Origin of the sequence: Ruegeria sp. R8_1, from assembly GCF_017743815.1 — a bacterium.
Lineage (GTDB): Bacteria > Pseudomonadota > Alphaproteobacteria > Rhodobacterales > Rhodobacteraceae > Ruegeria > Ruegeria lacuscaerulensis_A.
On sequence record NZ_JAGHRL010000005.1, the window covers coordinates 348,467 to 360,575 of the forward strand.

General features: G+C 58.0%; 13 protein-coding genes. 10 read left to right on the top strand and 3 right to left on the bottom strand.

Translation table 11 applies throughout. The features are described 5' to 3' along the window. Positions 1-38 precede the first annotated feature (38 nt). From J7380_RS13760 to J7380_RS13795, 8 genes are all read left to right on the top strand, one after another. The gene (locus J7380_RS13760; RefSeq protein ID WP_348539106.1) at positions 39-1,490 is read left to right on the top strand and encodes a sulfatase-like hydrolase/transferase; all 1,452 of its coding nucleotides are present in this window, start codon (positions 39-41) and stop codon (positions 1,488-1,490) included. After that, on the top strand, positions 1,487-2,389 hold the full coding sequence (locus J7380_RS13765) for a lysylphosphatidylglycerol synthase transmembrane domain-containing protein (protein ID WP_209196342.1): 903 nt from the start codon (positions 1,487-1,489) through the stop codon (positions 2,387-2,389). The genes J7380_RS13760 and J7380_RS13765 overlap by 4 nt, the downstream gene beginning before the upstream one ends. Beyond that, positions 2,386-3,459: a glycosyltransferase family 4 protein gene (locus J7380_RS13770; RefSeq protein ID WP_247742562.1), complete on the top strand. Its 1,074-nt coding sequence runs from the start codon at positions 2,386-2,388 to the stop codon at positions 3,457-3,459. The genes J7380_RS13765 and J7380_RS13770 overlap by 4 nt, the downstream gene beginning before the upstream one ends. A gap of 12 nt (positions 3,460-3,471) precedes the next feature. Further along, on the top strand, positions 3,472-3,867 hold the full coding sequence (locus tag J7380_RS13775; RefSeq protein WP_170355212.1) for a 6-carboxytetrahydropterin synthase: 396 nt from the start codon (positions 3,472-3,474) through the stop codon (positions 3,865-3,867). Continuing rightward, entirely contained in the window at positions 3,851-4,630 is a 780-nt protein-coding gene (locus J7380_RS13780) for a class I SAM-dependent methyltransferase (RefSeq protein ID WP_209196343.1), read from the top strand. The genes J7380_RS13775 and J7380_RS13780 overlap by 17 nt, the downstream gene beginning before the upstream one ends. Positions 4,631-4,666: 36 nt before the next feature. After that, positions 4,667-5,488 carry a RibD family protein gene (locus tag J7380_RS13785; protein WP_209196344.1) on the top strand — a complete coding sequence of 274 codons (822 nt, stop codon included), beginning with the start codon at positions 4,667-4,669 and terminating at the stop codon, positions 5,486-5,488. Between the two features lie 122 nt (positions 5,489-5,610). Then, the gene (locus J7380_RS13790) at positions 5,611-6,486 is read left to right on the top strand and encodes a zinc-binding alcohol dehydrogenase (RefSeq protein ID WP_348539107.1); all 876 of its coding nucleotides are present in this window, start codon (positions 5,611-5,613) and stop codon (positions 6,484-6,486) included. Then, entirely contained in the window at positions 6,483-7,304 is an 822-nt protein-coding gene (locus tag J7380_RS13795) for an inositol monophosphatase family protein (RefSeq protein WP_209196346.1), read from the top strand. The genes J7380_RS13790 and J7380_RS13795 overlap by 4 nt, the downstream gene beginning before the upstream one ends. Before the next feature lie 29 nt (positions 7,305-7,333). Here the strand turns inward: J7380_RS13795 and J7380_RS13800 are convergent, their stop codons facing one another. Next, complete coding sequence (locus J7380_RS13800) at positions 7,334-8,233, bottom strand: LysR family transcriptional regulator (RefSeq protein ID WP_209196347.1); 900 nt, start codon at positions 8,231-8,233, stop codon at positions 7,334-7,336. A gap of 112 nt (positions 8,234-8,345) precedes the next feature. Between J7380_RS13800 and J7380_RS13805 the strand changes: the two genes are divergently transcribed. Then, complete coding sequence (locus tag J7380_RS13805) at positions 8,346-8,966, top strand: glutathione S-transferase (RefSeq protein WP_209196348.1); 621 nt, start codon at positions 8,346-8,348, stop codon at positions 8,964-8,966. Positions 8,967-9,045: 79 nt separating this feature from the next. Then, the gene (locus tag J7380_RS13810; protein ID WP_209196349.1) at positions 9,046-10,674 is read left to right on the top strand and encodes a pyridoxamine 5'-phosphate oxidase family protein; all 1,629 of its coding nucleotides are present in this window, start codon (positions 9,046-9,048) and stop codon (positions 10,672-10,674) included. A gap of 9 nt (positions 10,675-10,683) precedes the next feature. On the opposite strand, the gene J7380_RS13815 is transcribed toward J7380_RS13810, so the two are convergent. Beyond that, the gene (locus J7380_RS13815) at positions 10,684-11,592 is read right to left on the bottom strand and encodes a carbon-nitrogen hydrolase family protein (RefSeq protein ID WP_209196350.1); all 909 of its coding nucleotides are present in this window, start codon (positions 11,590-11,592) and stop codon (positions 10,684-10,686) included. A gap of 78 nt (positions 11,593-11,670) precedes the next feature. Then, positions 11,671-12,084, bottom strand: a complete 414-nt coding sequence (locus J7380_RS13820) for a GFA family protein (RefSeq protein WP_209196351.1) — start codon at positions 12,082-12,084, stop codon at positions 11,671-11,673. Positions 12,085-12,109 lie beyond the last annotated feature (25 nt).

Here is a 12,109-nt window from a genome sequence, read left to right on the forward strand (position 1 = left end):
TCCTTTTGTTCATGATCGCGTTTGGAAGGATCCCTGGGGTGGCGTCAATTCTGGCGGCCCTTTTGGTCGCAGCCAGCCTGATGAAACTCGCTGACTACGCCACGTTCACCGCGTATAACCGCACCTTCAATCCGATCGTCGATACATTTTTGATCGAGGCAGGTTTTGGCTTGTTGCAAGACAGTGTCGGCAGGCCCTTGGCCATCGCGATGGCTGTCACAGGTGGCGCGCTGGTGGCCATCTATTTCGTATTGCTGCGTTTTGGGTTGAAAGCCTGGGGGTCTCTGTCACCCCCCGTTTGGGCGAATACGGCTGCGGTGCTTGGCATAATGATCACAGGATCCTGGGCCGTGGCGGACGCCGGGCATCACCTTAAATACTGGCGTTTTGATCAAAGCCCTCCGGGCACGGCGTGGACATCCCGGCTAGTGTTCAAGCGTGGGACCGAGATGCAGGCAACCGTTGACGATCTGGCTGTGTTCCGTCGCGAGGCGCGGGCAGATCCGATGCGCCAGGCGCAAGGTTTGCTGGATAGGCTTTCGGGCCGCGATGTTCTGCTGATCTGGATTGAAAGCTATGGCCGCGCGAGCTTTGATAATCCACTGTATTCCGATACCCACCTGCCGACGCTGCAAAGCGCCGAGACGGCCCTTACGCAAGCCGGACTGTCCGTCAAAAGCGGCTGGCTGACCTCGCCCACGGCAGGTGGCGAAAGCTGGCTGGCACATGGTGCTTTGTCGACCGGCCTTTGGACGTCGGATAACGGACGCTACAACGCAATGCTGGTCAGCAATCGAAAGTGGTTGTTTCACTATGCGCGGGATGCCGGCTATCGCACGGCGGCGATAATGCCTGCGATTACGCTGGCGTGGCCCGAAAGCGCCGTGATGGGGTTCGATCACATATTTGCAGCCGCGGACATTCCTTATCGCGGAAAACGTTTTGGCTGGGTGACTATGCCTGATCAGTTCACTCTGGCGACCTATCAGGATTTGCTACCGCCCGACCCACGGCCTGATTTCATTCAAGTTGCGCTGATCTCTTCCCACGCGCCATGGACACCGATCCCGCAGATGATCAGGGATCAGGACCTGGGCGATGGAACCGTTTTCACACCGATGGCCGAGCAAGGCCCCCCCGCGCGCGAGTTATGGCAGGATCACGATGACGTGCGGGACGCCTATCGCCGCGCGGTCGACTACAGCTTGAAAGCCGTGTTTTCGCATGTGGCAAAACTAGGTGAGCAAGCACCACTGGTTATTGTCGCAGGAGATCATCAGGCCGCAGGTTTTGTGGCCGGCAGTGACAATCGCGATGTCCCGATCCATGTAATCGGCCCCACTGATGTGCTGTCTTTGATTGACCACTGGGGGTGGACTGACGGTCTAGCGCCCGCCGCGGATGGCCCGGTGCGTCGGATGGATACGTTTCGCGATGATTTCCTCTCAGCCTTCACATCTTCGGGGCAATTGGCGGGGGAACCGAGATGAGCGGCCGCCTGTTTCGCCTGTTCGGATCACTCGCGCTGTTGGGCGTCGTCTTGTGGTGGAGCGCGGCCGGAGAGGTCTGGGAAAGACTGCGCGAAGCTCAGCCGTTCTGGATTGTGATAGCAATCCTTGCCCTGAATTGCAGCACCCTATCAATGGCACGGCGATGGCAGCTAATCGCGCGGGCATTGGAGCTGAAGATCACTTACCGCGCAGCGCTAAAGGAATATTATCTAGCCCTTCTCGCCAATTCCCTGTTACCCGGTGGCGTCGTTGGCGATGTCAGCCGTGCAATCCGAACACGCCAGCATGGCGACCTGAAACGCGCAGCGCAATCCGTCGTGGCCGAGCGGCTTATGGGTCAGGTGGCCCTTTTTGCGGTCCTGGTTGCCGGTCTTTCCGTTAGTCTGTTCTGGCCGGGTGGAATCGAATGGCCCAGCGGGACAGGATGGATGCTGGGAGCTGGCATTGCCCTGACTTTCGGAGTGTTGATCTGGCTGGCGTCGGCTCAAAAGACAGCCCGTTTTACGAAGTTCTGCCTTGTGCTGATGGTCCGCCCAGAGATTTCGGCTCATGCCATGACGGCCGCTGCTCTGTTGATCTTCGGCCTCTATGCATGCGCCCGTGCTACTGGAACGGAACTGTCGATTGAGGCAAGCGTGACAGTTCTGCCCTTGGTCCTGTGCGCCATGCTGGTGCCTTTGTCGATCGCCGGTTGGGGATGGAGAGAGGGCGCCGCCGCCGCGCTTTTTCCCATACTGGGGGCATCGCCCGAAGCTGGGATCGCGATGGGTATCTGCTATGGGGCTGTGATGCTGTTGGCCGCCCTTCCTGCGGTTGCTTTTGTTTTTATGCCCTCCGAAGCTGAGTTGAACACAAATCCCTTGGAAAACGCATCATGAGCGCCGTTTTTGCGATACCCGGAGACAAAGACCAGCGCACCGGCGGTTACATCTATGATGCGACCGTATTGGATTTGTTGAACCAAATTGGCTGCCCAACCGCGCATCTGGAACTGCCCGGCAGTTTTCCGAATGCACCTGCGCACGACATGGAAGCTGCGCTGAATGCTCTGCGGGCCGTTCCTGCCTCTACCCCGGTTATCGTGGACGGTTTGGCTCTGGGCGCCATGCCGCCCGAAGGTGTCGCCAGTATTGCCGCACCTGTGATCGCGCTTGTCCACCATCCGCTTGGGCTGGAAACCGGAACAGATCCCGCCCGCGCGCAGGATTTGATCCGCAACGAGGCCGCAGTGCTGGAACACGTCGCCCATGTCATCGTGACCAGCACCCACATCGGCCAGACACTTTGGGCCGATTTCGGTGTGTCCCCTGATCGGATCACTGTGGCAAGCCCCGGCTTCCTGCGACCCATGACTGGTTCGGCGCCTGTTTCACCACCGCTGATCCTGAGCGTTGGATTATTGTCATCGCGCAAGGGCCACGACGTCCTGGTCTCTGCTTTGGCGCAAATTGCCGACCTGCCTTGGCAGGCAGAAATTATCGGCCGCCCGCAAGACCCAAACTATACGGCAGAATTGCGATCACAGATCTCGAATGCTGAGTTAGCTAATCGTATCCAACTAAGGGGCGAGGTCGATGGTGCCGCCATCGAGGATGCGTACCGACGCGCAAGTATGTTCGCTCTGGCCACCCGTTACGAAGGCTACGGCATGGTCCTGAGCGAGGCGATGCTGCACGGTCTGCCGGTTGTTTCCTGCGCAGTCGGCGCGGTCCCCGAAACGGTTGGCCATGCCGGGCGTCTTGTGCCCGCCGATCAACCGGATGCCTTTGCAGCCGAATTGCGCACCCTGCTGGAAGACCCGGATAAGTTGGCGAAAGCTGCGCATGCTTCACTGGAACAGTCGGCAGGGTTGCCGAGCTGGCACGACACAACCCGGCATTTCGCCGATGTCATCAAACGGGTGGCCGAGTCACTTGCGCCGCCTTTCCCCTCTGGACCCACGAAATGAACTGGACTGCCTATGTTTGCTGTTGAAGTCCGCGACCATGTAATGATCGCGCATTCCCTACCCTCTCCTGTTTTTGGCCCCGCGCAAGGGATGCACGGCGCGACCTTCGTGGTGGATGCCGCGTTTTACACCGAAGATCTGGATGAAAACGGTCTGGTCGTTGATATCGGCTTGGCCACCGAGGCTCTGGCCAACACGCTTGCCCCGCTGCGCTACGCCAATCTGGACGAAGTCCCGGCGTTCAAGGGCAAGATCACCACGACCGAGTTTCTGTGTTACCACATCTGGGATCAACTCAAGGCGGTCGCAAAAACCAGCGGATTGGGCGACAATGGGCGTGTCAAACGCATTCGGGTGCAGCTGCACGAAAGCCATGTGGCGCGTGGGTGGTATGAAGCAGACATCTGAAACCAGCTTTGAACCGGATTGGCTGGATCTTCGGGAACCAGCCGATCACCGGGCCCGCGATCCAAAACTGCTCGCCAGTGCCGCAAGCTGCGTTCAAGATGGGTCCATTGTACTGGATCTGGGCAGTGGCACCGGATCAACGGCCCGGGCATTTGTTCAAGCAGGGTTCGGCAAGATGCGTTGGCGCTTTTTCGACAACGACGCGACCCTGTTGCGAATTGCAAATGACCGCCATCCCGAAGCCGAATGCGTCGTCGGCAATCTCGGTGACGTAAAAAATCTGCCGCTCGGGGGCGTCGGTCTGATCACGGCTTCGGCCTTGTTCGATCTTATGCCCGAAAGCTGGATCAATGCTCTGCTCCTCCGAGCAGCCGATGCGGGCATACCAATTTACACGGCCCTGAACTACGATGGTCAAATGAGCTGGACGCCCAACGACGAACGTGACTGTGTCGTCACTCGGGCGTTCAACCGGCACCAGACGAACGACAAAGGTTTGGGACCAGCGCTGGGGCCGTTATCCGGGTCACGGTTTGCAGAATTGAGCGAAATAGTAGGCTACACAGTTGCTTCCGCACAAAGCCCGTGGCGGTTGGGGCCGCAAGAGACCCAACTGCATGACGCAGTTTTAGACGGAATCGCGCAGGCAGCCCACGAGGCGGGCGCGAAACACGCCCTCGATTGGGGGCAAGACAGGCGGGGCGTGGTCGCGGAAACGCTTGGGATGATTGGGCACACTGACCACTTATCGGTACCGCGATGACAGTCGCTCAACTCTATACAGAATGCGGAGAAACCAATGCACGACGTTGACGTAACATCCAGGGTTTGGGACCGCATTCTTGCCGTTCGAGCAGGTCATGGTTGTTTGTGCGATCCGGATTGGACGGAAGGCGAAAAGCGGGCCATCTCTGTCTATGGAGCGTTAGCACAGCCGAACCCCTCGGGTCAGGTGATCGGGCAGATCGGGCAATCACTGGACGGACGGATTGCAACTGTTTCGGGCGATGCCAAAGACATCTCTGGTCGTGAAGGACTGGTACATTTACACCGTCTACGGGCTTTGTCGGATGCGGTTGTGATCGGCGTTAAAACTGCACTGCATGACAACCCACGCCTCACCGTTCGCCTCGTCAAAGGTCAAAATCCGGTCCGCGTGATCATTGACCCAAACGGGAGGATGCCAAACGATATCGGTCTGATGCAGGACATGAACGCCCGGTGCATAGTCATCCAATCGGTAGATGCACCGCGTCCCGACCATATCGAAGTGGTCAGGTTGCCCCGCACCCATTGGATTTCGCCGGCACAAATCCTGGGCGCCTTGCGTCAGCGCGGATTGAACCGCGTCTTGATCGAAGGTGGCGGCATCACGATTGCTCAGTTTCTTGAAGCAGGGTTACTGACCCGGCTGCATGTCGCGGTTGCACCCCTGTTGATCGGGGCGGGACCACAAGGGCTGACCACATCTCCGGTTGCGAGCCTTGCGCAGGCTTTGCGACCCAAGACAGATGTCTATGGCTTAGGTACGGATGTGCTGTTTGACTGCACCTTGGAACCCCGGCACGAAATTGGAGCCTCTTACCCTTTACCTTGCCGTACTGCAGCGCATGTGACCTGAAAACTAAATAATGAACGATGACAACCAACTCTGAACCGCCGCCAAAGGCTTTTTGGATAACCAGTGCCTCAAGCACTGAAATACGCGAAACGGACATCCTTGATGGCCCGGACCATATACAAGTGTCCACCCTGTTCTCGGGAATCAGCCGGGGCACCGAACGGCTTGTGTTTCACGGTCAGGTACCGCGCAGCGAACATGACACTATGCGTGCGCCGTTTCAGCAAGGCGATTTCACCTTCCCCGTCAAATATGGCTACTCGGCTGTTGGCACCGTTCAATCCGGACCGCGTGAGGGTGAGACTGTATTCGCGCTCTATCCCCACCAGACACGGTTCAGCATACCCTCACATGCAGCCATTTCGATCAACCCAGCAGTCCCGCCTGCCCGCGCCGTGTTGGCAGCCAATATGGAAACGGCATTGAATATCATGTGGGACGCGGGCATTTGCGCAGGCAGCAGAGTGACCATTGTTGGCGGCGGTGTTGTCGGCGCGCTGACCGGATACCTGTGCGCCAGAACGCCCGGAACCGAGGTTTGCATAGTGGACATCAACCCGGACAAGGCCGCGCTTGCCGGACAGTTGGGTTGTGCATTTGCCACCCCCGAAAACGTGCCCGAAGACGCAGACATGGTCATCCACACCTCAGCCACCTCAAGCGGATTGGCGACAGCAATAAACGCTGCCGGTGTCGAAGCAACGATTATCGAGGCCAGTTGGTATGGTGATCACCTCACGACCGTGCCGCTTGGTGCCCGATTCCATCAAAGGCGGTTGCGGATCATCAGCAGCCAAGTCGGTCGTATCCCCGCACATATGGAAGCGCGCTGGGACTACAAAAAGCGGCTAACCAAGGCGATTGACCTGTTGGCAGACCCAGTTCTGGACGCCTTGATTTCGGGTGAAACTGAATTCGAAGATCTTCCCGAGAACTACGGGTCTATTCTGGAAGACCCATCGACCCTCTGCCATAGAATACGGTATTCCAACAGATGACGTTGCCGCAGGAAGTTGCTCTTTGGCTGTCGCCCAAGGCGTCTGAACACATGCAGGCGATGGCACGGGCCGCGCTTCGCGCCGGGGCCGGGTTGCAGCAAGCCTTCAAGACTCGTGACGCGCTAAACATCGAGCAAAAATCCAAAGGCGATTTCGTATCCGACGCAGATCGCGCGGCAGAAGCTGAAATCGATCGACACCTGACTGCGATCTACCCCAAGTATGGTTGGCTCGGTGAAGAGACTGGAACGCGCGCGGGCATCGGGACGGCTTTGCGATGGGTGGTGGATCCGTTGGACGGGACGACGAATTTCCTGAAAGGTATTCCCCATTGGGCCATATCCATAGCGTTATGTGATGGCGACGATGTACTGGCTGCCTTGATCTACGATCCTCAGAAAGCCGAAATGTTCACAGCCGAACGCAGCTGCGGCGCATTTTTGAACGGGCGACAGATATCGGTCAGCGGCGAAAGTGATCTGACCGCAGCTTTGTTTGCCACTGGCGTCCCTGCAGGGGGGCGTGTGACCTATCTGGAACCTGCCCTTCAGGACCTTGAACGACTTATGCCAGAATGTGCTGGTATTCGCAGAAACGGCGCGGCAGCCCTTGATCTTGCCTATGTCGCAGCCGGGCGGCTTGAGGGATATTGGGAGCGGAACCTGGGTCCGTGGGACATTGCCTCGGGAATTCTGTTGGTACAGGAGGCCAAAGGGGTCGTGCAGCCGCTTTGGCCGGATCAAGACATCTTCTCGTCAGGCTCTTTTCTGGCAAGCAACGCAGCCTTGGCAAATACGTTCCGCAAATTCATTGTCTGAGGTGATCTTAGACAAATCCCCCCGCCTGATCACGCGCCTGCGTTTGTGATTAGGTCGTCGTTTGCAAGGTGGTCGATCAGGTGCCTGACGCGGGTCGTCATACGGCGATTTTGCGGGAAAAGAGCGGCGACGACATAAGGTGCCACACGATAAGTAGCAAACAGTTCGATCAAAGCACCTGACCTGAGAGCCTCAGCTACTGTGTAAGCAGGACATCGAGCGATCGCCACACCATCCATCGCAAGACGCGCCGAAGCTGCGGGGGCGTTGGTGCGCAACCGTCCGCTAACGGGAACCGCCACATCTTCGCCTTTGATATCGAACCGCCACAGCCCGGGCTCGGACATGTTACCGTCAAGAATGCAGTCATGTGTCGCCAGGGCGCGCGGGTCTGTCGGCGTGCCTGCGCGGCCCAGATACGCGGGGGATGCGCATACGATTAAAGGCATTTGCCCCAGTTGACGCACTTTCAGTGAACTGTCGCGCATCGGACCAATCCGGATAGCAAGGTCCAGACCCTCATCAACGATCGACACCCTGCGATCGGACAGGTTCAGGTCAATCTCGACCTCGGGGTGCTGGGTTGCGAAGGCCGCAAGAGACGGCGCAAGCCGCACCGAGCCAAAGCCGGTCGGCGCCGAAATCCGGATTACGCCGCGCAGTGATTTCTGGGCGTTTCGGACTGTTTCCTCAAGTTCGTCAAACCCATCCAGCAGCGGTTCACACATCGCCAGATACGTTGCTCCCGCATCTGTCAGGGATACGCTGCGTGTCGTACGGTTCAAAAGCTGCACACCCAATGCCTCTTCCAGATCAGCAACATATTTGCTGACCAGTCGAGATGAACGCCCCATCCGCTGCGCCGCCAACGTGAAAGAGGCATTCTTCGCCACCAGCGCGAATGCGCGCATTCGATCTATCTTGTCCATTTTATTGCGCCCTTTCAGGGCCTAATTATTCGCAAAATCTGACAATTATCATCCAACTTCGCAAGAGTTATCTGTCCGTCAGACACAGCTTATGAATGACAGGAGCCAACAGATGTCCAACGCAGTTCGTATCCACCATTTCCCGAAATCAGGTCACGCGCATCGTGCTTTGGTCTTCGCCCAGCTCGCAGGAATTGCGCATGAGGCCGTCTTTGTTGATCTGGCTGCCGGAGAGCACAAGACACCCGAATTTCTAGACATGAACCCAAACGGTCAAGTGCCGGTTTTACAAGATGGCGATGTCGTCGTATCGGATTCGAACGCAATTCTGGTCTACCTTGCGCGGAAATATGCGTCTGACTGGATGCCCAGCGATCCAGTCGGAGAAGCTGCTGTCCAGAAATGGTTGACCCTTGCCGCAGGTGAAATTGCGTTCGGGTCATGTGCCGCACGTTTGATTACAGTCTTTGGTGCTCCGTTGGATGCTGATTTTGCCGCGGCCACCGCAGCCAAGGCAATGAAAAAGCTAGAAAATGGCCTTGAGGGGCGTGATTGGCTGGTTGGCGACCGCCCGACAATTGCAGATGTAGCTGCCTATTCCTACACCGCCCACGCGCCCGAGGGGAATGTCTCGCTTGACCCTTACCCGAACGTACGGGCCTGGATCGCGCGTTTCGAGGCCCTGGATGGCTTTGAGCCGATGCCCTCCACCGCTGCGGGCCTCGTGGCCTGAACCAAACCTGCCCGAAACTTGAGTGTAAAGAGCTTCGGGCAAGGTTTCCCAGTGTCGGGAAAAAAGAAGGAGTGAACCGATGGTCGATGCAGATACCCCATTCCATGCCGGTGAACTGGCCGCACAAAAACGCGCGGGCGCGGATAATATTGCCACCATCGGAACACGCTATATACGCGACTTCATGCCCGAACAGCACCGTACGTTCTATCAGGCGCAACCGTTTCTCGTCGTCGCCTCAGGTGACTCGGACGGTCAGGTCTGGGCAACAATCATCGAAGGGCCTGATGGGTTCATCGGGTCTCCTGATCCGGAGCGCCTGACGTTGGATACACAAGTTGACCCGCTGGATCCTCTGGCACACAGCCTGCAGCAAGGGACCGATATTGGGGTCGTCGGGATCGAACTGGCCACAAGGCGCCGCAACCGTCTTAGCGGCCGGACCCGACGTTCGGACCAAGGGCTGGTCATAGACATTCGCCAAACATTCGGAAACTGCCCGCAGTACATCAATGAACGCGACTGGTGGCGCGCCCCGCGAACCGTGCCCACAGAGGCCCAAGAATCCGACCATCTCAGCCCCGGCCAAATCGCTCGCATCCGTGCCACTGACACGCTTTTCCTGGGGTCCGGTCATCACGCCCCGCAAAAGGCGGCCTCGGATGGGTACGACGCTTCGCATAGAGGCGGCGAGCCGGGGTTCGTGCGCGTGATCAGCCCAACCCGGTTGCGCATACCGGATTATTCCGGGAACAACTTTTTCAACACGATTGGAAATCTGCTGCAGGACCCTCGTGTCGGATTGTTGTTTGTCGATTTCGCAACCGGTGGACTTTTGCATCTGACCGGGCGCGCCAAGATCGACTGGGCGCCCGAAGAAGCGCGTGATCCAAACATTTTGCGCATGATCGACGTTACGATCGACGCGGTGATCGAACGGACCGAGGCACTTTCGTTACGTTGGTCAGCGGACCCTGCCCCGTCGCAAAACCTGACCGTAGTCGACAAGAAATCCGAGGCCGAGGGGATCACATCATTCCACCTCGCTCCGGCCGAAGGCAATACTCTGCCACCCTTTCAAGCCGGGCAGCATTTGCCGATCGCCCTCGAAATACCTGCGCATGATGTAAAGATACGTCGGTCTTATTCCCTGTCGGGCAAACCCGGTGAAGACACTTACCGGATCACTGTAAAGCGCGAGCCAGGTGGGACTGCATCGCAATTCTTACACGACAGCATCAAAATAGGAGACACGATCGAAGCCCGCCCTCCGGCTGGTGATTTTCTGATCCCTGATTCAACGCGCCCTTTGGTTCTGGTCAGCGTGGGTGTTGGTTTGACACCAATGATGGCCATGCTGCATCGGTTGGCGCAACAGAATACCGGACGGCAGGTATGGTTCGTGCATGGCGCACGCAACGGTCAACACCATGCACTGTCCCAAGAAACAGACCACCTGATCTCAGCGACCCGCGGCGCACGGAAACGCGTGTTTTTCAGCCAACCCGACAGCGGCGATCTGGTTGGTCGCGATTTCGACGCAGAAGGCCGTGTCACGGCCGCAGAGGTTCTGGCGCTCGATGCCGGTGCGGATGCGCTTTACATGCTTTGCGGTCCCGCCGGATTCGTGACTGATCTGAAGTCAGGTCTAGAAGCTGCCGGAATAGACGGAAGCCAAATTCACTATGAAACCTTCGGCTCCGCCTGACCGCTGCCATTAGTCCAACCGCTGTTTGCTGTGGTTGAGGCTAAGGATGTCGCGACGGCTGTAATGCCCTGCCGGGTCCAGTTTCAGATGTGCGGCGAAGACCTGATCCACATCGATCTCAGCATAGAGCGTGATCTCTTCGCCCGTGACTGGACCCGCAATCAATTTGCCACCGGGTGCCGCGATCATGCTACCGCCGTCGTTGATGACATCGCGCCCCTCGGTTACGTGTTTTCGCAAGGGGAAGCTGTCAGGAATGTCACTACTGCGCAGCAGACCCGAGACCGAAACCACATAAACCCGCCCCTCCATCGCGATAAACTGTGTGATGTGGTCGGTTACGTCCAGATCACCTGGCCATGTTGCGATATGCAACTGCTCTCCCTGCTGGTACAGCGCTTGCCGGGCCAGAGGCTGCCAGTTTTCATAGCAATTCAAACCGCCGACCCGGATGCCTTTCCAATCCTGAACGGCCAGACCATGCCCATCCCCATCGGCCCATAGCAGCCTTTCGTGAAACGTCGGCTTGAGCTTGCGATGCACATTCACCACACCCTTGTCGGGCAGGATTGTCACCAACGAGGCATAGACCGAACCGCCCGAACCAGCCCGCTCAACGATCCCGGTCATGACGGCAACGCCAAGGTCAGTTGCCTCGGCACAGATCGCAGCAATTTCGGAGCCGTCGGTCGTAATCGCGGACTTCAGATAGGCGACATGCCCGATCTTCAGCAGCTCGTCATTATGGGCCACGGTCTGGGCACGCAGCCATACGGGATAGCCGGACAAAAAAACCTCGGGGAAGACAACCAATTCGGCCCCATTGGATGCCGCATCCCGCAGCAGGGCGATCAGCTTGTCCGTACTGGCCTGTGGATCAAGAAAGACCGGAGCGGCCTGAACAGCGGCAACTTTCATAAGGCAATGTCCTGCTCGTTTTACGTATGATCCGCGCCTGATCTCATCAGGCACGGGCCGGGGTTTCAAATCAGACGTTTAGCCCGGATTGGCGGGCGCTTTGTCCATATCATCCGAAACCGGGCCCCAGGGTTGCGCAGAATTGCACCAGATCTGGATCGAGGGCTTGACCCATGAACTGTCCTGCAACGTCCCGGCCTTTACCGCCGCAAGGTCACCAAAGGCCGGCATCTCGGTCGACAGGGGCGAGCCGCAATTGCCGCAGAAATTGCGGGTCACCGGCTGCCCGGATGCTCCGTTCATCACATAGGTCCTGCGGCTGTCACCCTCGAATGCGATCGACTCGGTCGGCACCAGCACATTGGTCGAATAGGCCGAGCCGCTTTGCCGCTGGCAATCCGGACAATGGCAGACGACCATCATGGCAGGCTCATCGGCGCTGGAACTATAGGTGACCTGTCCGCACAGGCAGCTTCCTTCGATCTTGGGCATTGGTGTCTCCTTGCTGGTGGTTCTG